Raw genomic sequence first — 22,215 nt, 5'->3', positions numbered from 1 at the left:
GATGACGGAATTATTCTCTTCGACCCAGCCAACAAAAAGATGGCAAACCTTGCAAATTTGTTGGTCTGATTAGCAAAATGCTTAGGAAAATTGTCGTTTTGTACAATGAGCGGGTAAGCAACCTCGCGTGTAACAAAAACGGGCAACCAAAAATGATCAATCTCGATGACATCGACAGGCAGCTCATCGCGCTGTTGCGCGACAACGCGCGCATGTCGGTCGTAGCGCTGGCGAAGCAGCTGCGCGTCGCGCGGGCGACGGTGCAGAACCGGCTGACGCGTTTGGAGGAGAGCGGGGTGATCGTGGGCTACACGGTCCGGCTAAAGCCGGCGGCAGAGGCGCACCGGATTCGCGCGCTGATGTCGATCGCCGTCGAAGGCAACCGCGCGGCCGACGTGGTGAAAGTACTGCGTGGACATCCCAACGTCGCGACGCTTCACAGCACCAACGGGCGCTGGGATCTCGTCGCGGAGCTGCGGGCGGATTCGCTGGAGAACTTCGACCGCGTGCTCGGCGCGATTCGCTTGATTGACGGAATCGCGAGCACTGAGACGAGCATTTTTCTTTCGACGCACAAGATGTGAGGCGGCAGCCTGGGTCGTTTGCCGCGTTCGCCTCGACTTGAAATTCAGCCATCAAACTTGCCGGATCTTCGGCTCTCCGAGGCACAATGGAAGCCTCCAGCCGTCCGGATCAAGATCGCCGGACGAGCCCTTCGACTTCTGAAAGCTTTCGATGCGAGGCCGGCGACATGACAGCATCCATCACGCTAGTCCTGTTCGACATGGAGGGCGTACTGTCTCACTACGACCGCTCGGCGCGAGTCGCTTACTTGTCGGCGGTATCGGGCCAGGCGCCGGAAACGGTGCGCCACGCCATCTGGGAGTCCGGACTTGAAGCCCGTGCCGACGCCGGACAGATCAGCGACGACGAGTATCTGAGCGCGTTGGGCGATCTGCTCAGTTGCCGCGTCAGCCGCGACGATTGGCTGGCGGCCCGCCGCGCGTCGATCACGCCCAACACGGAAGTGCTCGCGCTCGCCGCAAAAGTGGCCGAACGCCACCGGATTGCGGTGCTGACGAACAACTGCTGCCTGGTCGCCGACCATATCGGCTATCTGAATCCCGCCGTCGCTCGACTCTTCTGCCCTCACGTTTATGCATCCGCCTCATTCGGCGCAGCGAAGCCGGCGGCTCAGACCTATCTTCGCTGTCTTGAACAACTCGGCGTTGGCGCGGCCGAAACCCTGTTCATCGACGACACGCACGCCAACGTAGCCGGGGCGATCGCTGCCGGTCTGCACGGATACAAGTTTGTTGGCGCCGAGGTGTTATCGGAAGAACTGGAGCGCCGCCGGTTGACGTAGCGCGTGCAACTGACGTTCGCGATGCGACGCATCACTGCATGGTCGTGTCGATACGTGTTCCCCGCTTGATGAACAGTGTTACCGGCGTTTTCTCGCAGATTTCGGCGAGGCGGGTCCGCTGGGTATCGTCGAGGGAACCATCTACAGATACGGTACGCCGGATGTATTGACCGCCGTTATGGTCGCTGTGTAATTCGGTGCTGACTTCGATTCGCCCGCCCGGCCACGCTTTCCTCTGCATATACATCCTGAGCGTTGCCGTGGTGCATGCGGCGAGACCCGAGAGCACGAACTCGAAAGGTGCCGGGCCGCGATTTTGCCCACCCTCGTGCTCTCCTTCATCTCCGACCAGGCTGTGTGTGCCCGCTTCGAGTTTGACGAGATAGTCGGGCGCGTCTGCGTCTGATACGGCGGTTGCGATTGCCAGAGTCATAAGTGTCCTCACTTGTCGCCAGGAAAGGGTGGCTGTTTGGGTGGCGGTAAGGGGATTCTATCGGCTTCGTTCGTGACCGGTGGAAACGATGCTCATGATTGCGCCTATCGAACGGTCGATCGAGAAAACAAACCGCCTAGTCGGTTTACAAGTACGATTTGAAGTGTTAGTCTTGCGCATCATTTGATGCTGTCACGCCTGGAGTTCCCAGAATGGGCTTAAAGGGGCGATACATGAAACAGTTGATTCTGGTGGTCGATAGTGACGCCGCATGTCGCGACGCGTTGCGTACCTGCCTGCAGTCGGCCGGTTTCGAGGTTTCGGTCCTGTATGAACCGGACAAGGTGGTGGCGCGCGTCGAAGTGGAGCGGCCGGCGCTGATTGTCATGATGCGCGGGCCCGGTTTTGGCGGCGGCCTCGCGGCGCTGCAGGCACTGCGAGCCCGCGGTGACGATTTGCCGGTCATCATGCTCGGCGAACTGGACGATGTCACGGAACGCATCGTTGCACTCGAATGCGGCGCCGACGACTACATCTCGAAGCCGTTCAACGCGCGTGAGGTGCGAGCCAGAATCTGCCGCGTGCTGGAGCGGGCCGATCAGGTTGCTCTGCATGCCCCGATATCCAGGCCACCGTTCGTCTTTGATGGATTTGAGCTGGATTACGCATCGCGCACGCTCACGTTCCACGGCAAAACCGTCCGTCTGCCGCAAACGGAGTATGCGATCCTGAACCTGTTCACGACCGCGCCAGGCCGGGTGTTTTCGAAAGAGACCATCGCGCAGCGTGTCCAGCCCGGTGTTACCAACCCCATGGCTGCGGTGGGTGTGTGGGTGCATCGTCTGCGCAAGCGGATCGAGCGGGACACAGCCGCGCCGAACTTGATTCAGACCGTGCGCGAAAAGGGATACGTGTTTCGTCCAGGACTCGAAGAACGAGGCCTACATGCAGTGCAGAAACACAAAGCGCTCTTACCGTCGGTGAACGATGCGATCCGCTCCGACCTCAGGTAAAGCAACCGCCGCTGATGCACTGGGTTTTGTTTGGCTGTGTGAAGGCGCAGCCGCTTTTGACTGACACTATGGATAACCCCACGCGCTCGGAACGTTCCCGCAGAGCCGCCATTCAGGCGTCCCTCACCATCATCGCGCGCGATGGTCCGGGGCAGCTCACGTTCGATGCCATCGCACGCGAAAGCGGTATTAGCAAGGGCGGACTGATGCACCAGTTCCGCACCAAAGAGCTTGTGCTGAAAGCGTTGCTCGAGCATGAGATCGAGTATTTCGAGAACTTCGCTCGGGACTACCTCGCTGCGGAGGGCACGACGAAGTCCGAGCCCAATCTGGCAGCAGAGATCGCCACCATGCGCGAAGCCACGGACAATCCCCATTCCGCGAGCTTTGCCATCCTTGCCGCCATCGTCGAAGATCCCGCTCTTCTGTCCTCCACTCGCGAGAGGAGTGCAGAGAAAATTAAACGTATCAAGGCCGAGACCGCCGACCCGGAACTGGCGATGTTGCGCTGGGCTGCAGCCAGAGGCCTGGTATTTACGGCGCACCTCGGCCTCTGTCCACTCTCCGAAAAGGAGCGTGGGCATTTGTTCGATCGTTTGCTTGACGAACGTCAGTGGCCGCCTTGCTCTGACGTCAGGAAATAGCAGCGTTCCCCTGGCGCGTCGCGTAGCGTCGCGAACGCCATAGCGACAGACATAGCAATCGGTTCATCGTTGCACTCAATAAACAAACCGTCTAGTCGGTTTACATCTCGAATTTGCAGTGTTAGCCTAGCGCCTTACATGAAGCTGTCAGGCGCTGGATCCCCCAGAAACGACAGGCTCAAAACCGGAATCGGAGAGTTAAATGGTCAAGTCAGTTAAAGCGCAGCATCTGTTGATTGCTGCTTTCTGCACAGCTTTGATAGGTTGCTCGAGCGTGCAGCCCGTCGCGTATTCGGGTATTGCTTCGGCACCCTATTTAAAACCCAATACGCAGAACGATTCCGGCCGCGTGCCGTATCGCTTTGCGCCTCAGACAGAGTGGCAGAAGTACACGAAGCTGATCATCGATCCGGTGACGGTTTATCAAGGCGCCGATAACCAGTTCGGCGACATGAGTGGCGAAGATAAAGCGGCCCTCGCGAGCTATATGCAAACCAAGTTCGCGGAAAAACTGCAAACCCGTTTCCAACTGGCTAATGAGGCCGCTCCCAACACGCTGCGCCTGAAGCTCATCCTGACGGGCGCGAAAACCAATACGCCGGTGCTTAGCACCTTTACCCATTTCGATATTGGCGGCAACCTCTACAACGGCGTTCAAGCCGCGCGAGGCAAGGAAGGCGCCTTTAGCGGTTCCGTTATCTACGCGGTCGAAATATACGACGCTTCGACCAACCGCCTGCTCAGTGCTTACGTGACCAAGCAATACCCGAACGCGTTCAACCTCGGCGCAAGTTTCGGGTCGCTGGGCGCGTCGAAGACCGGGATCGAGAAGGGCGCGGACGCGCTGGTTGCGCAATTCAAATGACCTGTCAACGGGAACGCGCCTCCGCGGTGGTCGACCCCATGTCGCCTGCATGCGCAGCAACGCCTCGAAGGCGGCTGTCAACGAGGCGCGATCCCGTTGAATTAGCGGATGTCTGTGGCGCTAATACGAACACAGCCGCACCAGCCGGATGAAGGGGAACACTTCTGGACCGTGCGCCCCCAAGCGGATGCCGAAGATGAATAAAGCCAGCTTGATCGCGTGCCACGAATGCGATTTTCTCCAGTGGGAGACGCCGCTAGTCGAGGGCGATACCGCAAGATGCCAACGATGCGGTGCAACGCTCTACCGAAGCGTGCCAACAACGCACGATCGCGCATTAGCGCTCACATTGGCCGCTGCAGTTCTGTTTGCGGTTGCCAACTGCTTTCCGATCTTTGGACTCTGGGTCAATGGAACACTGGTCGAAACCACGCTTTTCGGGGCGGCTTCGTCGTTATACGCAGACGGTATGTGGCCCATCGCGGGCCTTGTCTTCGTGACAACGATTTTGATGCCATCGCTGAACATAGCGGCTGTGATCTATCTGCTCTTGCCGCTGCATGCCGGCGGTTTTCCCCATAGACCTGAAATTGTTCTGCGTGTGCTGCGGCACATTGCGCCATGGGGAATGATCGAAGTGCTGATGCTCGGCATGCTGGTCGCGCTCGTCAAACTCCAGCACATCGCAACAGTCGTCCCCGGCGTCGCGATCTGGGCATTTGGGGCAGTGATGGTGCTGCTTGCGGCAGTGGCCGTTACGTTTAATCCGCGTGATATATGGGCGCGTATCGATTCAGCGCAAAGCGGCGGCGGTGTGTCGCACGCGGTAAAAGCAAGTGCCACGATGGCGACCGCCGCGCGCGCCGGTCTGTTCGTTTGTCACGATTGTGGCTTGATCTCAAAGCCGCTTTTCGCCCACGTTCATGCCGGAATCTGCCCACGTTGTGGCGCAGTGCTGCATCGGCGCAAGCACGATAGTCTCACACGCACCTGGGCATTTCTGTTCGCCGCCATGATCCTTTATATCCCCGCCATTCTCCTGCCGGTCATGGTCACAAGCACCTTATTCCGTACTCAATCCGACACGATCCTGAGTGGCGTTACCTATCTCTGGACCTCCGGGTCGTGGTTGCTTGCAGCCATCGTTTTCATCGCAAGCGTCGTGGTGCCCATGCTCAAAATTCTGTCCTTAGCCTATCTCGCGTGGAGCACTCAGCTGCGTTCTTCTCTAATCCCGCACAAACGAACGCGTATTTATCGGTTAGTGGGGCTTGTCGGCCGTTGGTCGATGCTTGATATCTACGTGATTACTATCCTGGTCGCCTTCGTGCAATTCGGTTCGGTTGCCACCATCGACGCAGGTCCTGGTTCGATTGCGTTCGGCGCGGTAGTCGTGCTGACAATGTTCGCTGCGTTGTCATTCGATCCGCGACTCATTTGGGACGCAGTGGAGCCAGAGAGTGAATAAGTTGTCCGGACAGAAAGATGGCCAGGATGCGTCCAGCTTTCCGACAGCTGTTGCTGTCAAACAGTCGAGGTGGCGCATGCAGCTTGTGTGGGTGGTGCCACTTGTTGCTGTCCTGATAGCCGGCTGGCTAGCGGTGCAGTCAATCATGCAAAAAGGCCCGACCATCACAATCAGCTTTGCCACGGGTGAGGGTATCGAGGCTGGCAAGACGAAGATCAAGTTTAAGAATGTCGATATTGGCGTGATCAGAAGTCTTGCACTTTCTGACGACCACAAGACAGTGCTTGCCAGCGCGGAAATGACGCGCAACGCTTCCAGCATGCTGGTCGACGATACGCGCTTCTGGGTCGTTCGGCCGCGCATCGCAGGAGGTACCGTATCGGGCATCAGCACACTGTTATCGGGTTCTCACATCGGCATGGACATCGGTACGTCGCAAAAGGCGCGACGCGATTTCGTCGGACTCGAGTCGCCGCCAGTCCTCGCCTCAGGCGCGCCCGGGCGAGAGTTCGTGCTTAGGAGCGGCAACATTGGCTCACTCGATATAGGTTCGCCAATATTCTTCCGGCGGCTTCAGGTCGGTCAGATTGTCTCCTACGCACTTGACCCTGACGGCGCGGGAATGACCATGCACGTCTTTATCAATGCGCCTTACGATAAGTACGTAACGAATGACACCCGCTTCTGGCACGCGAGCGGCGTTGATGTGACTTTGGATACGACCGGTGTGAAGGTGAACACCGAATCATTGGTCTCGATCCTGATTGGCGGCCTTGCATTCGAGAATCCACCTGATACAACGAACAAGGTTGAAGCAGACGCGCAGCACCAGTACAAACTTTTTGTCGATCGGGCCGAGGCGATGAAGCAGCATGACACGATCGTCGACAAATACGTGCTGAACTTTAACGAGTCTGTGCGCGGGTTGACCGTCGGTGCGCCTATCGACTTCAGAGGGATCGTCATCGGCGAGGTATCGGCGATCCGTGCACACTTTGATCCAGCCAGTAAGGAATTTAGCATCCCGGTCGAGGTGAGCATTTATCCCGAGCGCTTGATCTCGCGCGACGACTGGGGCGGCAACAATGGGGACGTAGCGTCGCAGCGAAGAGAGTTTGCAAACTCACTGGTATCGAAAGGCCTGCGGGCGCAGCTAAGGACAGCGAGCCTTCTTACCGGCCAACTGTATATCGCAATCGATTTCTTTCCTGCTGCGCCGAAGGCAACCGTGGACTGGAGTAAGAAGACACCGCAACTGCCAACGGTGCCGGGCAACCTGCAAGGCTTGCAAGACTCCATCACCAGTCTCGTCGCGAAGCTGAATGCGATTCCGTTTGAGGGCATCAGCAAGGATCTGCGCAAAACGCTCGGTGACGCGGACACGATGCTGAACACGATCAACACAGATTTGGCGCCTGACGCAAAAGCTACGCTGGCAGCGGCTCGCGAGGCGCTCACGTCAGCGAATCGCACGTTGCAAAGCGACTCGCCGTTGCAGCAAAGCACCGCCGAAACAATGCACGAGTTGTCGCGGGCTGCAGTCTCGATCCGTTCGCTTGCGGAGTATCTGCAACTCCATCCAGAAGCGCTGATCCGTGGCAAGACCGGAGACAAGTGATGAGCCGATATCTATCGTTACCTTTGGCAATCATTGTGCTGGGTCTTTTCGCGGGATGTGCAACGTCGCCGGCGTCGAAGTTCTACACGTTGAGCCCTGTCCAGGTGGTCGAGCAGCGGCCGGGCGTCAAGCCGATCACGGTCGCGATCGCGATCGATCCGGTGACGGTTCCGGAACTGGTTGACCGGCCGCAAATAGTCTCCACGGTGGACGCGAACCGCGTGTCGATTGATGAGTTCGCTCGCTGGGCCGATCCCCTTAAGAGTCAGATTTCACGCGTATTAGCTGCGGATCTCACGCAGCTAATACCGGGAGCGATCGTGTCCAGTTATCCACAACGTGTGGACGATAACGCCTACCGCATATCGGTTGACGTCCAGAACTTCGATTCGTCGACGAGCGGTACGGTGACGCTGGCCGTCATCTGGTCGGTGCGTCCGCCGAAACGAGGGGAGCAGGTCAGCGGACACAGTGTTGTACACGAGGTCGTGAACGGGTCAGGCTATGACGCCCTGGTCAGCGCGCACAGTAGGGCGCTCGCGTCCGTGGCGAGCGATATCGCTGTAGCGGCGAATAAAGCGATGCGGCAGTGAAACGGGCTTCCCTGCCGAACGCGACTCAATTTCCTGCGCGCCGCGGGCCCGTCGAAGCACGCACGACAAGCTCAGGCGGCGGAGCAATCACCATCGACGGCTGCTGCGCTGGTGCCTCGATAAGGCGGATGAGTCTATCGACTGACAGCTCGGCGAGCGCTGCGGTCTGGATCGCCACTGTCGTCAATGCTGGATGCACCTGGTGCGCCAGTTGAATGTCCGTGATACCGATGACCGACACGTCATCCGGCACCGCACGGCGAAGGGTGATCAAGGCCTGGGCCGCGCCGATCGCGAGCAGATCGTTGGTCGCGAAGATCGCGGTGAGCCGCGGCCTGTTCGCCATCAGTTGCATGCAGGCGGCGTAGCCGGCGTCGATCGAGTCGCGTATCTGCAGCACCGCGGCAGCGTCGGTTTCGATCCCGGCCTCGCGCATCACCGCGCGAAAGCCGTTGGAGCGCGCGTCCTGCAAGCCGCCGCAACCGTCGCCGATCAGCATGCCGATGTCACGATGGCCCAGTTCGAGCAGATGCGTGGCGGCAAGCGCGCCCGCATGCGCGAAGTCCACGGCGATGCACGGCAGCGCAGGCGGTGTTTCAGGGTGCTCCCACATCGTCAACAGGATCGGCGCATTCTGCATCGCCGAAATGCAGAGCTCGTTGATCGCGATATCCGTGTTCATGACGAGGACGCCGTCGGCAAGCGTTCCCGCGATCTGGTTCAGGTAGGCCCGGCCGATCTCCGCATCGTCGTCCGTATTGCACACCATCAGGAAGTGGCCTGCCTTGCGCGCCGCGCGCTCGGCCGCCAGCACGAACTCGGGATAGAACGGGTTCGAGATGTTCGACAACATCAACGCCAAAGTCGACGAGCGGCCCTCTGCCAGCGCACGCGCGTTCAGATTCGGCCGGTAGCCGAGATCGGCGATCGCTCTCAATACACGTTCCGCCGTTTCCGGGCGGACCTTTTCGCGATTGCGCAGAACGTTGGAAACCGTCGCAGCGGTAACCCGCGCGCGTTTGGCGACTTCGGACAAGGTGACCATTTCTCTTTATCCCATATTCAGGGAATGCGATTCAAATGTTGCAAACATCTCGTGACGTTTGCTAAGTTTCATGCAAACACACAGGAGACAAAATCATGCGTCCTTCCGCGAATCTCGAATTTAAGCGATTAAACTCCTGTCACACAAGGGTTTGCCGATTATTTTTGAAACAAATTTAAGCGTTTAAATCCGGAGGCAGCATGGCCACAATCCATCTCGCGAATGTGCAGAAATCGTACGGCGACCATCCGCCGGTGATCCGGCGTGTCAACCTGGACATCGCGCAACACGAGTTCTGTGTTTTTCTTGGGCCGTCCGGTTGCGGCAAGTCGACCTTGCTGAGAATGATCGCCGGTCTCGAAGACCTGACCGAAGGCGAATTGCGCATTGGCGGGCGCCTCGTGAACGACGTGCCCGCCGCCGAGCGGGGTGTCGCGATGGTGTTCCAGAGCTACGCGCTGTTCCCGCACATGACCGTGTTCGAGAACATGGCGTTCGGTCTGAAGCTCGCGAAGCAACCCAAGGACGTCATCGACCGGAAGGTGCGCGAAGCCGCGCGCATTCTGCAGTTGGACACGCTCCTCGATCGCCATCCGAAAGCCTTGTCCGGTGGACAGCGGCAACGCGTCGCGATTGGCCGGGCGATTGTGCGCGAGCCTGGCGTGTTCCTGTTCGATGAGCCGTTGTCGAATCTCGACGCAGCGCTGCGTGGCCAGACCCGCGTTGAAATCGCCAGGCTGCACCAGCGCTTTGCGAATGCGAGTGTGGTGTATGTCACGCACGATCAGGTCGAGGCCATGACGCTCGCCGACAGGATCGTGCTGCTGCATGCGGGCGCGGATGCCGAGCGCTTCGGCAGCATTGCGCAGACCGGCGCGCCGCTCGAGTTGTATCACCATCCGAAGTCGCGCTTTGTGGCGGGTTTCATCGGTTCGCCGCGGATGAATTTCATCGACGCCGTGGTCGACTCGATCGGCGCGGGCAGTGTGACGGTGTCGCTCGCGCAAAGCGGCGAACGACTGGCCGCGCACGTCGACGGCCGGCGCCTGCAGCCCGGTCAGCCGGTCACGCTCGGCGTGCGTCCGGAACATCTGCGCCTTCATGGCGACGAGCAGTCCATTCAGTGCGCCACGGTGCTATCGGAACGGCTCGGCGAACACAGCTATATCCACGCGGAACATGCGGCCGGCACGCTGGTAGCAAAAGCGCCGGGCGATTCGCCGATCGGTTCGGGCGAGCGCATCCGCATTCACGTTCCGGCCGCCGCATGTCACCTGTTCGATGCCGAAGGTATCGCACTGCGGCGCAGTGCGCTCGAGCCTGAGCGAGTCGCGGCCTGATCAAAGTCAAACTCCGCCATAGTTCGGATTACATCGTCTGACGGCAGTGCGCTGTCAGCTAACAAGGTAGTTAAGGAGACAAAAGATGATTGCACATCGCCTTCGCCGTCTGGCTCACGCATCCGCTGCGGTCGCTGTGCTTGCCGGCGTGCTCTCTTGCGCCGCGGCCGACGCCGCAACGCTCGCGGTCAACGTATCGGCGCGCGGTAATCAGCGCTCGACCTGGCAGGACGCGTTCGACAAGTTCAAGAAAGCCAACCCCGATGCCGATCTCAAGGTGACCTACATCACTGAAGAGGCGTACAAGGTGCAGATGGGCGGCTGGCTTGCCACCGATCCGCCTGATGTCGTGTCGTGGCACGACGGCGAGCGTATGGCGTATTACGCCCAGCGTGGTCTGCTCGAGGACCTGTCGCCGGACTGGAACAAGAACGGCTGGTCGCAGCAGTATGCGTCGGTCAAGGAAGCGTCCACTTATAAGGGCAAGCAGTACGCAGCGCCGCTTGGCTACGACGCGTACGGGTTCTTCTATCGCAAGGATCTGTTCGACAAGGCCGGTATCAAGAGCGAACCGAAGACGTGGGAAGAATTCCTCGACGCCTGCAAGAAGCTGAAGGCAAGCGGCGTCGCGCCGATCGCCGTCGCCGCGCGCGATAGCTGGACGCTTGCCGCGTGGTTCGACTATCTCGACCTGCGCATCAACGGCAACGCGTTCCATCAGCAATTGATGGCCGGCGAGATTCCGTACACCGATGCGCGCGTGAAGAAGGTCTATACCGCGTGGAAAACCTTGATCGACGATCGCTATTTCATTGATAACGCGCTGTCCTACGATCTCGATTCGATCGCACCGTTTCTCGTGAACGGCAAGGCGTCGATGATGCTGATGGGCACGTTCTTCTCGGCGAGCATCCCGGCCTCCGTCAAACCCGAGACCGGCTACTTCCGATTCCCCGTGATCGATGCCAATGTGCCGATGGCCGAAGACGGGCCGGTGAATGTGCTGTTGATCCCGGCGAAGGCGAAGAACAAGGCCGATGCGCGCAAGCTGTTGGCGTTCATGGAGCAGCCGCAAATCAATGCGGATCTTGCGAAGGGCTGGGGCACGTTACCGTCCAACAGCCAGGCGGCCGAGCCTGAAGATGCGATCTCGAAGGTTGGATTCCAGACGCTCGCCAACACCAAAGGCGGCATCGCGCAGTTCTACGATCGCGACATGACGAAGGAAATGGCCGACGAAGGCATGAAGGCGATGCAGCAATTCTATAGCGATCCTTCGCAAATCGATGCGCTGCTCGTGCGCCTCGAAGCGACCCGCAAGCGCATCTACAAGAAGTAAGCCGGTGAGCGTCAGTTAGCCAGATTTCGACGACTGACGCTCGCCTTCGATCCCTGACGAGGCCAATCATGTCTCATCCCGCAGCGGGCCGCCTACCGGCGGCCCAGCACCGGCACGTCTCCACGACCCGCCGTCACCAGCACCGCGCCGCGTTTTTCTTTCTGTTGCCGGGTTGTGCGTTGTTTTGTCTGTGCGTGGTCTATCCGATCATCAGCAGCATCTCGCTCAGCTTCTATAACTGGGACGGAATGACGCCGAAGACCTTCGCCGGACTCGACAACTACATCGAGCTGTTTCACTCCGACACGTTCTATACGGCGCTGAAAAACAACCTGATCTGGCTTGCGTTGTTCCTGCTTGCACCGCCGCTCGGCTTGCTGTTCGCGTTGTATCTGAACCAGCATATCCGCGGCATGCGTGCGGTGAAGTCGCTGTTTTTCGCGCCGTTCGTGCTCTCGGGTGTCGTGGTCGGTCTTGTTTTCAGCTGGTTTTACGATCCGGGCTTCGGGCTGCTGCGCCTGATCGTCGGGCACGGCATTCCCGTGCTCGGCGATGCGCACACGGTGACGTTCGGGATCATCTTCGCCGCACTGTGGCCGCAGACGCCGTTCTGCATGGTGCTGTATCTGACCGGCCTGACGGGCATCAATCCGGAGGTGGTGGAGGCGGCGCGCATGGAAGGCGCGAAGGGCGTGCGTCTGCTGTGGCACGTGATCCTGCCGCAACTGCGGCCGGCCACCTTTATGGCCGTCGTGCTCACCGTGATCGGCGCGCTGCGCAGCTTCGACCTGATCGCCGTCATGAGCGGCGGCGGTCCGTTCGATAGCTCCACCGTGCTGGCCTATTACATGTACGACCAGGCGATCAAGTATTACCGCGAAGGCTATTCCGCGGCGATTGCTGTCGTGCTGTTCGCCATCATGCTCGTCTACATCGTGTTTCATTTGCGCCGCATGCTGCGCGAAGAACGTTGATTGCTGGGAGGCACTTCTCATGTATCCACTTCCCGTCGAACGCTGGAAGCCGATCAATCGCACGCTCTACAAGGCATCCTTGCCCATTGCGTTGCTGATCTGGCTGATGCCGATGCTGGCCGTGCTCGTCACGTCGATTCGTTCCTCGGACGAACTGTCGCAAGGCGACTACTGGGGCTGGCCGAAGCATTTCGCGCTCATCGAAAATTACGGCACGGCGCTCACGCAAACGCCGATGCTGCACTACTTCGCCAACAGTGTGCTGATCACCGTGCCGTCGGTGATCGGCGCGATCGTGCTGGCGTCCATGGCGGGCTTCGCGCTCGCGACCTACCGGTTCCCGGGCAACACCGCCGTGCTGTTCGCCTTTGTCGCCGGCAACTTCGTGCCGATCCAGATCCTGATGATTCCGGTGCGCGACTTGGCGCTGAAAGTGGGCCTGTTCAATAGCGTGTGGGCGCTGGTGATTTTTCATGTGTCGTTCCAGACGGGTTTTTGCACGCTGTTTCTGCGCAATTTCATCAAGCAGTTGCCGTTCGAACTGATCGAGGCCGCGCGCGTGGAAGGTGCGAGCGAATGGGCCATCTACATGCGCATTGTGCTGCCGCTGATCCGGCCCGCGCTCGCCGCGCTCGGCATCCTCGTGTTCACGTTTGTCTGGAACGACTACTTCTGGGCGCTGTGCCTCACCCAGGGCGACGAGGCCGCGCCGATCACGGTGGGCGTCGCCGCGCTCAAGGGGCAATGGACTACCGCGTGGAATCTGGTCGCCGCCGGCTCGGTGCTCGCCGCGTTGCCCTCCGTACTGATGTTCTTCGCGATGCAGAAGCATTTCGTTGCCGGCCTTACTTTCGGTGCAAGCAAGGGCTGATCGCCCGCTTGCCGTCTTCTCGTCTTCTATCAACGAGACTTTCTCATGCAACTTGGTGTTTGTTACTACCCGGAACAATGGCCGCGTTCGATGTGGGCCGATGACGCAAAGCGTATGGCCGAACTCGGCATCACGCATGTGCGGATCGCGGAATTCGCGTGGAGCCGGATGGAGCCGCGCGCCGGCGAATTCGCTTGGGCGTGGCTCGACGAAGCCGTCGAGATACTCGCGGCCGCCGGACTGAAGCTCGTGCTGGGCACGCCGACCGCATCGCCGCCGAAGTGGCTGATCGACGCGCATCCGGACGTGTTGCCGGTGCGCGCGGACGGCTCGCGCTGGAACTTCGGGTCGCGCCGGCACTACGACATTTCCAGCGAGACATACCGCGAGGCCTGTTTGCGGATCGTGACCGCCATGGCCGAACGTTACGGCAGGCATGCGTCGATCGTCGCGTGGCAAACCGATAACGAATTCGGTTGTCATGAAACGGTGCCGAGTTATTCGCCCGCCGCGCTGCGGCGTTTCCAGGCCTGGCTGCAACGCCGCTACGAAACCGTGCACGGCTTGAACGAAGCATGGGGCAACGTTTTCTGGAGCATGGAGTATCCATCGTTCGACACGATCGGCCTGCCGAACCTGACGCCCACCGACGCCAATCCGATCCATCTGCTCGACTTTCGCCGCTTCATGTCCGACGAGGTGGCGAGTTTTCATCGCGAGCAAATCGACGTGCTGTGGCGCCTCGCGCCGCACGCGGATCTGCTGCACAACTTCATGGGCTTTTTCACGACGTTCGATCACTATCGCTTCGCCGCGGACAACAGCATCGACGTGGCCGCGTGGGACAGCTATCCGATTGCGCGAACCGAGTCCATCGCGTTGCCAGACGAGCAGAAGGCGCTTTATGCACGCACGGCGCATCCGGACGTTTCCGCGTTCGATCATGACCGGTACCGCGCGATCGGCGGCGGGCGCTTCTGGGTCATGGAGCAGCAGGCAGGGCCGGTGAACTGGGCGCCGTGGAATCCGGTGCCTGCGAAGGGCATGGTCAGGCTGTGGGCCTACGAGGCGTTCGCGCACGGCGCGGAACTCGTGTCGTATTTCCGCTGGCGCCAGTGCCCGTATGCGCAGGAACAGATGCACTCGGGACTCAATCTGCCGAACAACGAACTGTCGCCAGGCGGTCTCGAAGTGCAGCAGGCGGCGCGCGAGATTGCCGCGTCCAGGGCGCTGTCAACGCTCGGTGCCCCGGCGCGCGCCGCGACCGCGGTCGTGTTCGACTACGAGACGCAATGGATGTTCGAGATCCAGCGGCACGGCAAGAGCTTCGACTATCAGACGCTCGCATTCGACTACTACGAGGCGCTGCGCGAACTCGGCCTCGATGTCGACATCGTCTCCAGTCGAGCCGATCTATCGCAGTACCGGCTCGTGGTGGTGCCGAGCATCGCGGTGATCGACGATGCGCTCATCGGGCAGATCGAACGGAGTTCGGCGCAATGGGTATTCGGTCCGAGAAGTGGCTCGAAGACGGAGAACTTCGCCATTCCGTCGGGCCTCGCGCCCGGCGCATTGCAACGGGTGCTGCCGATCCAGGTGCTCGAAGTCGAATCGCTGCGCCCGACGCTCAGGCCTACGACTTCGATTGGCGGGACGCACGGGGTTGCCGTGCATTGGCGCGAGCACGTTCGCGCTAACGGCGCGACGCGCGTCGAAGCGCATTTCGACGACGAATGGCCAGCGGTCCTGGCGCACGGACGGGTCCGCTATGTGGCGGGGTGGTTGTCGCACGCATTGCATCGGGCCGTTCTCGAGCAGGTCGCGACGGACGCCGGTATTCGGGTGCACGTGCTTGCTGAGGGCTTGCGCATCCGTCGGCGTGGCAACCTGACCTTCGCGTTCAACTTCGGCACGGCTCAGGTCGACGCTCCGGCGCCGGCGAATGCGACTTTCGTGCTCGGGCAGTCGCAGCTTGAAACCGGCGATGTGTGCGCGTGGGAGGACGTAGGAACCAGCGCTTGAGCCCGCCGGCCGGGTCGTTGCGCCCGTCCGTCGGCAGGTTGAATCGTGTGAATCGTGTTTGAGAAGGGGTTGTCGGAGGCGCGAATTTAAGCGCTTCAATTTTTCGGGCGGGCGGCCCCCGATGAGCCGCCATTTATTAAATGGAGGATGACACATGAACAGAAGGCAAATGCTGTCCTGGTTGGCGTCAACTGCGGCCGCCACGGGTCTCGGCGCAACGGTCGGCACGCCGGCCGTCGCCGGTGAGCTTGATGCGTTTGAGCGCGGCAACCGGTTCGCAAAGGGTGCGGACGTGTCGACGTTGCTCGAGCTGGAGGCGAACGGCGCGCGCTTTTACGAGCACGGCGAGCCGCGCGACTGCCTGGCGATTCTGAAGAGCCACGGCGTCGACTCGATCCGTATCAAGGTGTGGAACGACCCTGGCAATCCGAACTTTTATCCGGCCGATCAGAGTCCCGCCGCGGGATACAACAACGCCGAGCACGTTCGTGTGCTGGCTCGCCGCGCTGCCGCACTCGGCATGCGCGTGTTGATCGATTTCCACTACAGCGACTGGTGGGCCGATCCGGGCAAGCAGTTTCCGCCGCATGATTGGGCCGGAAAGGATATCGCGCAAACTTGCGCATTGTTGTCGGACTACACGTCGGGGGTCCTCAAGATGCTTAGGAGTGAGGGCGTCCATCCGGAGTGGGTGCAAGTCGGCAATGAAATCACCGGCGGTATGTTGTGGCCGCTCGGCAAGTACGACCAATGGGACAACCTCGCGCAGTTGCTGAAGGCAGGACACGATGCGGTCAAATCGGTCGATGAGCGGATCAAGGTCATGCTGCACCTCGACAGCGGCGGAAACAATGCGACGAGCCGCTGGTGGTTCGATAGTGCGATACAGCGCGGCGTCACGTTCGATGTGATCGGTCTGTCCTACTATCCGCAGTGGCAGGGGTCGCTCAGCGATCTGCAAAACAATGCGAACGACCTCGCGACGCGCTATGACAAGGACGTGATCGTCGTCGAGACCGCGTATCCGTGGACAACCAGCGACGGCGATTCTGAACCGAATGCGATGACCAACACCGGCTCGGTGACCTTTCCGCAGACGCCTGCCGGCCAGGCGCAGTTTCTCGGCGCGCTGACGGATATCGTGCAGGCGATACCCGGCGGCCACGGCAAAGGCGTGTTCTGGTGGGAACCCGAATGGATACCGACTCCGAACGTCGGATGGAAACTCGGCGCCGGCGATCAGTGGGACAACAACACGCTGTTCGACTTCCACGGGAACGCGTTGTCGTCGCTGGACGCGTTCCGCAAGCGCTAGCGCCTCGCGATTCAACTGCTGTTCGACGCGGGCCGCGGCCTGCGTTCTGACTGATCCCGCGTTGAAGGCCCGGGTCCGGCTTGCGAATCCGGGCGCTTCCCTCAAGCTTGATCGCCGCTGACCGATCTGGTAGCGGACGTTCGTCGTATGCCGGCGAGCGTCCGGAAAGGCCGCGCAAAGGGCCGGGACCTGAGGTCGAATCAAGCGGCTGCTAATGGAAATCCCGTATTACGTATCGCCCTCCGTGAAAGCCGAGGGAAGGATTCGCGCGCCTAGAATCGCTCCGTCAATGTAGACAGGCGGCATTCCGCCGCCGCAGACAATAACGGAGACAATCGATGACCCCGAGCTTTCGCACGCTGCGCCATATCGCCATCGCTTCCAGCCTGCTGTTCGGCCTTGCCTCGCAACAGGCGACGGCGGCTGACAGCGGCAAGATCACCATCATGGTGGGCGGCATCACAAAGCTGATTTACCTGCCAGCGCGCCTGACCGAACAGCTCGGCTATTTCAAGGACGAAGGGCTCGACGTCGAGCTGCTGTCGCAGCCGGCCGGCGTCGACGCTGAAAACGAACTGCTGGCCGGCGCGGTCCAGGCGGTCGTCGGCTTCTACGATCATACGATCGACCTGCAAACCAAGGGCAAGGACGTCAAGGCGATTGTGGTGTTCGGGCAGGTGCCGGGCGAGGTGGAGCTGGTCTCGACGAAGGCCGCGGATACGATCAAATCGATGGCTGACGTCAAGGGCAAGACGCTCGGTGTCACGGGCCTCGGATCGTCGACCAGTTTCCTCACGCAATACCTCGCGGGCCAGCACGGCATCCAGTCGACCGAATACACGATGCTGCCGGTGGGCGCTGACGCCAGCTTCATCGCGGCGATCAAGCAAGGCCGGATCGACGCGGGCATGACGACCGAGCCCACGGTATCGGCACTGCAGAAGTCCGGTGACGCCAAGGTGCTGGTCGATATGCGCTCGGTCGAGGGCACGAAGGCGGCGTTGGGCGGCACCTACCCGGCGTCGAGCCTCTATGTGCAGGCGGCCTGGGCCGATTCGCACAAGGCTGAAGCCGCGAAGCTCGCGCACGCGTTTGTTCGCACGATGCAGTTCATCCACACGCATAGCGCGGAAGAAATCGCCGCGAAGATGCCCGACGACTATCAGAAGGACAAGCCGCTCTACGTGAGCGCGTTGAAGGCGTCGCTGCCGATGTACACGGCGGACGGCAGGATGCCGGCGGATGGACCGGCGACCGTGCTCAAGGTGTTGTCGGCGTTCAATCCGTCGGTCAAGGGCAAGCATATCGAGCTGGGGAAAACCTACACCAACGAGTTTGTCGGTGGGAAATAAGCCGGCGCCTGCCGATCGTTGTTGCGTGTCGAGTGCCGTCTGACCCAGATGCCATGCCGGTACCGCCTTCGTACCGGCAACTTCATGGTAGTCGGCAATGCGTTCCAGTGCGTGCGTGAAGCCGGCCGCGTGTTCGCCCGGGATGTGGACGTCGAGCCCATGAGCCTCGACGCCACGGTTTGCCCGTGCGTCGCGCAAGTGAGGAAACGCGATGAAGCTGCTGCTCGTGGAAGACAACGCTGAACTCGCACACTGGATTATCAACTTGCTGCGCAATCAGAACTTCACGGTTGATTGCGTCCCCGACGGCGAACGTGCGGATGTGGTGCTCGCGGCGCAACGCTACGACGCGGTGCTGCTCGACATCCGCCTGCCCCGCATGGACGGAAAGGAAGTGCTGGCACGGTTACGCCATCGCGGCGACAAGGTGCCCGTGCTGATGCTGACGGCATATGGCTCGACAGACGACAAGCTCGATTGCTTCAGTGCGGGTGCTGACGACTATGTCGTCAAGCCATTCGATGCACGTGAACTGGTCGTGCGTATCGAGACGCTGATTCGCCGGCAATCGGGCGGCATGCCGGACGTCCTCGTTTGCGGCAACCTGCAGTACCTGGCCGCCACGCGCGTATTCCTTCTGGACAACACGCCACTGGTGTTACGACGCCGCGAGCACACCATTCTCGAGGCCCTGGTAACAAGACAGGGCAAGACGGTCTCGAAGGCGGCCTTGATGGAGAGCATGTCCGGTTTCGGCGACGAGCTGAGCGCGGACGCCATCGACCTCTATATCCACCGTTTGCGCAAGCACCTCAGCACGTCGAGCGCGCAGATCATGACATTGCGTGGTCTTGGCCACATCCTGCGCAGCAAGGATACGTTCTAGCAGAAACATGCTCAATCTCGTACATCAGTGATTTCACTTAGTTGTACAGGTGAGACGGGAAAGGAGCGTGAAGGATTGAGGTAACTAGGATTGCACTCATCGGTTGGCCGTCGCAGCGTGCAGCAAAAACGAAAATTTCAATGTAGTAATCTGAGGAGACGATCTTGAAGAAAAAGTATCTGGCGATGGCCGTCACGGCCGGCGCCTTCGCCGCGACCGGCGCGCACGCACAGTCGAGCGTCCAGCTTTACGGCCTGATGGACCTGAGCTTCCCGACCTATCGGACGCACGCGGATGCGAACGGCAATCACGTCATCGGCATGGGCAACGACGGCGAACCGTGGTTCAGCGGCAGCCGCTGGGGCCTGAAGGGCGCGGAAGATATCGGCGGCGGTTCGAAGATCATTTTCCGCCTGGAGAGTGAATTCGTGGTCGCCAACGGCCAGATGGAAGATCCGGGCCAGATTTTCGACCGTGACGCATGGGTCGGTATCGAGAACGACACGTTCGGCAAGATCACGGCAGGCTTCCAGAACACGATCGCCCGCGACGCGGCAGCCATTTATGGTGATGCCTATGGCAGCCCCAGACTGTCGACGGAAGAAGGTGGCTTTACCAATTCGAACAACTTCAAGCAGATGATTTTCTACGCGGCCGGCCCGACCGGTACGCGCTATAGCAATGGCGTGGCGTGGAAGAAGCTGTTCAGCAACGGTATCTTCGCCAGCGCAGGCTACGCATTCGGCAACTCGACGAGCTTCGGCTCCAACTCGACCTATCAGGCTGCGCTCGGCTACAACGGCGGACCGTTCAACGTGTCGGGCTTCTATAGCCACGTGAACCGCGTTGGCTTTACCAACCAGTCGTTCTCAGTGGGTGGCAACTACACGTTCGGCATTCTGCGCGCCAACGCGGGTTACTTCCGCTACCTGGGCAACCAGGGCGCGCTCGGCCAGCGCCAGGACAACGCCTGGACGGTGTCGCTCAAACTGTCGCCGAAGGGTCCGCTCGATTACGAACTCGGTTATCAGCAGATGCGCGTGCACAACGCCGCGTACAACAGCAGCGGCGATATTCCGAACGCGAACGTCGGCGCGTTCGATCCGACCTCGGGTCTCCACAACGGCTTCAAGGAAACCTTGTACGGTTCGGTCTTCTATCACCTGTCCAAGCGTACCGAAGTGTATCTCGCCGGCGACTACATGAAGCTGCATGGCGGTTATACGGTGGGGAGCACCTTCGGCGCGACCAACCAGCTCGAGCTGACCACCGGCGTGCGCACGCGCTTCTGATCCGGAAACCGGAACCGCCCAGCGGTTCCGTTCATCGATGTTCTCCTGTTTGCGGCCGCGGACCTGTTCGCCGGCCGTTTTTTCTGTTCAGCGGATCGAGGAAGGCAGCCATGTTCAGAAATACCACTATCCGGACCGCTCTAACGATCACGATCGCCGGCTACACGGCAGCGCTGATGCTCGTGATCGCAACATCGATCGCCGGTCTGAAAACAGCCAATACGGCGCTTGACAGGATGTACAGCGAAGAGACGGCCGCCTTGCGACATCTCAACGCCAGTAGCGAAGCGCTGTTGCAGGTGCGGGTCGACCTCGGTACGTACGAAACGCTCGTGGCACAAGGTAAGCCTACCGACGCCGTGCTCGCGCGCGTGCATGCAGAACTGGTTGACAGCGAGCGCGAGCTGGCTGCCTATATGGCGCAACCGCCGTCGAATGACGCAGAAAAGGCGCTGACCGACGCGCTACGCGCGAAGCGCGGCCAGTTGATGAAGCAGGTTATTTCCCCCGAAGTCGCGGCGCTTGACCAGAACGATTTCATGTCGTTCCGCACGACGCAGCGGCAGGCGCCCGACGCGGTGTTCAGTGACTACAGGAATGCCACGCTTGCGCTGGAGGATTTCCAGGTAGAGCAGCAAAGAGCACGCTTTGAGTCGGCGCAACGGCATTTCCATCTGCTGGTCTGGTTGTTCGGGTCGGTCGGCTTTGCTGCTGTAGTGCTTGGCCTGTTCGCGCGCTTTGTGCTGACCGCGTCGATCGTGCGGCCGATCGATTCTGCGATTCATCATTTCGAGCGCATCGCGGCCGGCGACCTGACGAGTCCGGTCCACGCACTGCGTGCCAACGAAATGGGCCGGCTGATGGCTGCGCTCGCGCGAATGCAGGCGAGTCTGGCTGCTGCCGTGAGCCAGGTGCGGCAAGGGACAGCGGCGATCACGCACGGGGTGCGCGAGATCGCGAGCGGCAATACCGACCTGTCGACCCGCACAGAGCAGCAGGCGGCGACCCTGGAGGGGACCGCATCGAGCATGGAAGAGTTGACTGCGACGGTCCGGCAAAATGCCGACAATGCGCGGCAGGCCAGCACGCTCGCGGAAAACGCGTCGGCGATCGCGGCGCGCGGGGGCGACGTGGTAGGCCAGGTTGTCGACGTGATCGCGGACATGTCGTCGAGCTCGAAGAGGATCGTCGATATCATTGGCGCGATCGAGGGCATCGCATTCCAGACCAACATACTCGCGCTGAATGCAGCGGTCGAAGCTGCGCGCGCCGGCGAGGAGGGACGCGGATTCGCCGTCGTTGCCGGCGAAGTGCGCGCGCTCGCACAACGTTCGGCAGCAGCGGCGAAAGAGATCAGAGAGTTGATCGGCGATTCGGTTGCGAAGGTGCAGAACGGCAGCGAACTTGCGGCTCGCGCCGGCGTGACTATGGCCGAAATCGTCAGGGCGGCCCGCAACGTAACCGGCATTGTCAGCGAAATCAGCGTAGCCTCGGAAGAACAGTCACGCGGCATCGATCAGCTTAATCGTGCGGTGACGCAGATGGATAACGCAACCCAGCAGAACGCTGCGCTGGTCGAGCAGGCCGCTGCTGCTGCGGCGTCGCTCGAAGAACAGGCGCGTGCGCTCGACGATGCAGTGGCAGTGTTCCGACTGGGTGAAACAATCGAACCGTCTGCCGGGAAACCCTTGCAGCAGGACTGGATGGCGATCGAGCCGTCAACCGTGCACGCATGACGAAAGCCGACCACAGCGAACACTATCTGATCTCGGCACGCTG

20 protein-coding genes are annotated in these 22,215 nt (G+C 60.5%); 18 read left to right on the top strand and 2 right to left on the bottom strand.

What is annotated here, in order from left to right; translation table 11 throughout:
* The first annotated feature begins 152 nt into the window (after window positions 1-152).
* On the top strand, window positions 153-584 hold the full coding sequence (locus WN982_RS34385) for an Lrp/AsnC family transcriptional regulator (RefSeq protein WP_341319512.1): 432 nt from the start codon (window positions 153-155) through the stop codon (window positions 582-584).
* 167 nt (window positions 585-751) lie between these two features.
* Window positions 752-1,366, top strand: coding sequence for an HAD family phosphatase (locus WN982_RS34380; RefSeq protein WP_341316463.1), 615 nt, complete (start codon window positions 752-754; stop codon window positions 1,364-1,366).
* Between the two features lie 31 nt (window positions 1,367-1,397).
* On the opposite strand, the gene WN982_RS34375 is transcribed toward WN982_RS34380, so the two are convergent.
* A complete protein-coding gene (locus tag WN982_RS34375) occupies window positions 1,398-1,799 on the bottom strand; it encodes an OsmC family protein (protein WP_341316462.1) in 402 nt (133 codons plus the stop codon).
* A 233-nt stretch (window positions 1,800-2,032) separates the two neighbouring features.
* Here WN982_RS34375 and WN982_RS34370 point away from each other — a divergent pair, with 233 nt between their 5' ends.
* The 6 genes from WN982_RS34370 (at window position 2,033) to WN982_RS34345 (ending at window position 8,000) form a co-directional block, all read left to right on the top strand.
* A complete protein-coding gene (locus WN982_RS34370; RefSeq protein ID WP_341316461.1) occupies window positions 2,033-2,812 on the top strand; it encodes a response regulator transcription factor in 780 nt (259 codons plus the stop codon).
* Window positions 2,813-2,880: 68 nt separating this feature from the next.
* Window positions 2,881-3,456 (top strand): TetR/AcrR family transcriptional regulator, encoded by a 576-nt coding sequence (locus WN982_RS34365; protein ID WP_341316460.1) that lies wholly within the window; start codon window positions 2,881-2,883, stop codon window positions 3,454-3,456.
* A 202-nt stretch (window positions 3,457-3,658) separates the two neighbouring features.
* Entirely contained in the window at window positions 3,659-4,321 is a 663-nt protein-coding gene (locus tag WN982_RS34360; protein ID WP_341316459.1) for a DUF3313 domain-containing protein, read from the top strand.
* A gap of 196 nt (window positions 4,322-4,517) precedes the next feature.
* Window positions 4,518-5,789: a paraquat-inducible protein A gene (locus WN982_RS34355; protein ID WP_341316458.1), complete on the top strand. Its 1,272-nt coding sequence runs from the start codon at window positions 4,518-4,520 to the stop codon at window positions 5,787-5,789.
* A gap of 76 nt (window positions 5,790-5,865) precedes the next feature.
* Window positions 5,866-7,407, top strand: coding sequence for an MlaD family protein (locus WN982_RS34350; protein WP_341319511.1), 1,542 nt, complete (start codon window positions 5,866-5,868; stop codon window positions 7,405-7,407).
* Complete coding sequence (locus tag WN982_RS34345) at window positions 7,407-8,000, top strand: PqiC family protein (RefSeq protein ID WP_341316457.1); 594 nt, start codon at window positions 7,407-7,409, stop codon at window positions 7,998-8,000. Before WN982_RS34350 ends, WN982_RS34345 begins: the two co-directional genes overlap by 1 nt.
* Before the next feature lie 25 nt (window positions 8,001-8,025).
* Here the strand turns inward: WN982_RS34345 and WN982_RS34340 are convergent, their stop codons facing one another.
* Window positions 8,026-9,045, bottom strand: coding sequence for a LacI family DNA-binding transcriptional regulator (locus WN982_RS34340; RefSeq protein WP_341316456.1), 1,020 nt, complete (start codon window positions 9,043-9,045; stop codon window positions 8,026-8,028).
* 200 nt (window positions 9,046-9,245) lie between these two features.
* On the opposite strand from WN982_RS34340, the gene ugpC reads away from it, so the two are divergent.
* The 10 genes from ugpC to WN982_RS34290 all read left to right on the top strand — a co-directional run bounded on the left by ugpC (window position 9,246) and on the right by WN982_RS34290 (window position 22,172).
* Window positions 9,246-10,385 carry a sn-glycerol-3-phosphate ABC transporter ATP-binding protein UgpC gene (ugpC, locus tag WN982_RS34335; RefSeq protein WP_341316455.1) on the top strand — a complete coding sequence of 380 codons (1,140 nt, stop codon included), beginning with the start codon at window positions 9,246-9,248 and terminating at the stop codon, window positions 10,383-10,385.
* An 85-nt stretch (window positions 10,386-10,470) separates the two neighbouring features.
* Window positions 10,471-11,724 carry an extracellular solute-binding protein gene (locus WN982_RS34330; protein ID WP_341316454.1) on the top strand — a complete coding sequence of 418 codons (1,254 nt, stop codon included), beginning with the start codon at window positions 10,471-10,473 and terminating at the stop codon, window positions 11,722-11,724.
* Between the two features lie 68 nt (window positions 11,725-11,792).
* On the top strand, window positions 11,793-12,698 hold the full coding sequence (locus WN982_RS34325; protein ID WP_341316453.1) for a sugar ABC transporter permease: 906 nt from the start codon (window positions 11,793-11,795) through the stop codon (window positions 12,696-12,698).
* A gap of 19 nt (window positions 12,699-12,717) precedes the next feature.
* Window positions 12,718-13,569: a carbohydrate ABC transporter permease gene (locus WN982_RS34320; protein ID WP_341316452.1), complete on the top strand. Its 852-nt coding sequence runs from the start codon at window positions 12,718-12,720 to the stop codon at window positions 13,567-13,569.
* A gap of 45 nt (window positions 13,570-13,614) precedes the next feature.
* Window positions 13,615-15,591 (top strand): beta-galactosidase, encoded by a 1,977-nt coding sequence (locus WN982_RS34315; RefSeq protein WP_341316451.1) that lies wholly within the window; start codon window positions 13,615-13,617, stop codon window positions 15,589-15,591.
* 154 nt (window positions 15,592-15,745) lie between these two features.
* Complete coding sequence (locus tag WN982_RS34310; RefSeq protein WP_341316450.1) at window positions 15,746-16,906, top strand: arabinogalactan endo-1,4-beta-galactosidase; 1,161 nt, start codon at window positions 15,746-15,748, stop codon at window positions 16,904-16,906.
* Between the two features lie 338 nt (window positions 16,907-17,244).
* Entirely contained in the window at window positions 17,245-18,258 is a 1,014-nt protein-coding gene (locus tag WN982_RS34305) for an ABC transporter substrate-binding protein (RefSeq protein WP_341316443.1), read from the top strand.
* A 211-nt stretch (window positions 18,259-18,469) separates the two neighbouring features.
* On the top strand, window positions 18,470-19,144 hold the full coding sequence (locus WN982_RS34300; RefSeq protein ID WP_341316449.1) for a response regulator: 675 nt from the start codon (window positions 18,470-18,472) through the stop codon (window positions 19,142-19,144).
* Window positions 19,145-19,308: 164 nt separating this feature from the next.
* Window positions 19,309-20,436, top strand: a complete 1,128-nt coding sequence (locus WN982_RS34295; RefSeq protein WP_341316442.1) for a porin — start codon at window positions 19,309-19,311, stop codon at window positions 20,434-20,436.
* Between the two features lie 110 nt (window positions 20,437-20,546).
* Window positions 20,547-22,172, top strand: coding sequence for a methyl-accepting chemotaxis protein (locus WN982_RS34290; protein WP_341316448.1), 1,626 nt, complete (start codon window positions 20,547-20,549; stop codon window positions 22,170-22,172).
* The last annotated feature ends 43 nt before the right edge of the window (window positions 22,173-22,215 follow it).

The sequence above is a fragment of the Paraburkholderia sp. IMGN_8 genome, assembly GCF_038050405.1.
Lineage (GTDB): Bacteria > Pseudomonadota > Gammaproteobacteria > Burkholderiales > Burkholderiaceae > Paraburkholderia.
This window is presented reverse-complemented; position numbering and strand designations above follow the sequence as displayed.

Bases quoted from the DNA above. Each gene is read 5' to 3' on its own strand.
- WN982_RS34355 (WP_341316458.1), top strand. From the start codon at position 4,518: ATGAATAAAGCCAGCTTGATCGCGTGCCACGAATGCGATTTTCTCCAG.
- WN982_RS34360 (WP_341316459.1), top strand. From the start codon at position 3,659: ATGGTCAAGTCAGTTAAAGCGCAGCATCTGTTGATTGCTGCTTTCTGC.
- WN982_RS34385 (WP_341319512.1), top strand. From the start codon at position 153: ATGATCAATCTCGATGACATCGACAGGCAGCTCATCGCGCTGTTGCGC.
- WN982_RS34345 (WP_341316457.1), top strand. From the start codon at position 7,407: ATGAGCCGATATCTATCGTTACCTTTGGCAATCATTGTGCTGGGTCTT.
- WN982_RS34320 (WP_341316452.1), top strand. From the start codon at position 12,718: ATGTATCCACTTCCCGTCGAACGCTGGAAGCCGATCAATCGCACGCTC.
- WN982_RS34350 (WP_341319511.1), top strand. From the start codon at position 5,866: ATGCAGCTTGTGTGGGTGGTGCCACTTGTTGCTGTCCTGATAGCCGGC.
- WN982_RS34300 (WP_341316449.1), top strand. From the start codon at position 18,470: ATGAAGCTGCTGCTCGTGGAAGACAACGCTGAACTCGCACACTGGATT.
- WN982_RS34375 (WP_341316462.1), bottom strand. From the start codon at position 1,799: ATGACTCTGGCAATCGCAACCGCCGTATCAGACGCAGACGCGCCCGAC.
- WN982_RS34310 (WP_341316450.1), top strand. From the start codon at position 15,746: ATGAACAGAAGGCAAATGCTGTCCTGGTTGGCGTCAACTGCGGCCGCC.
- WN982_RS34290 (WP_341316448.1), top strand. From the start codon at position 20,547: ATGTTCAGAAATACCACTATCCGGACCGCTCTAACGATCACGATCGCC.
- WN982_RS34315 (WP_341316451.1), top strand. From the start codon at position 13,615: ATGCAACTTGGTGTTTGTTACTACCCGGAACAATGGCCGCGTTCGATG.
- WN982_RS34330 (WP_341316454.1), top strand. From the start codon at position 10,471: ATGATTGCACATCGCCTTCGCCGTCTGGCTCACGCATCCGCTGCGGTC.
- WN982_RS34370 (WP_341316461.1), top strand. From the start codon at position 2,033: ATGAAACAGTTGATTCTGGTGGTCGATAGTGACGCCGCATGTCGCGAC.
- WN982_RS34380 (WP_341316463.1), top strand. From the start codon at position 752: ATGACAGCATCCATCACGCTAGTCCTGTTCGACATGGAGGGCGTACTG.
- ugpC (WP_341316455.1), top strand. From the start codon at position 9,246: ATGGCCACAATCCATCTCGCGAATGTGCAGAAATCGTACGGCGACCAT.
- WN982_RS34305 (WP_341316443.1), top strand. From the start codon at position 17,245: ATGACCCCGAGCTTTCGCACGCTGCGCCATATCGCCATCGCTTCCAGC.
- WN982_RS34340 (WP_341316456.1), bottom strand. From the start codon at position 9,045: ATGGTCACCTTGTCCGAAGTCGCCAAACGCGCGCGGGTTACCGCTGCG.
- WN982_RS34365 (WP_341316460.1), top strand. From the start codon at position 2,881: ATGGATAACCCCACGCGCTCGGAACGTTCCCGCAGAGCCGCCATTCAG.
- WN982_RS34325 (WP_341316453.1), top strand. From the start codon at position 11,793: ATGTCTCATCCCGCAGCGGGCCGCCTACCGGCGGCCCAGCACCGGCAC.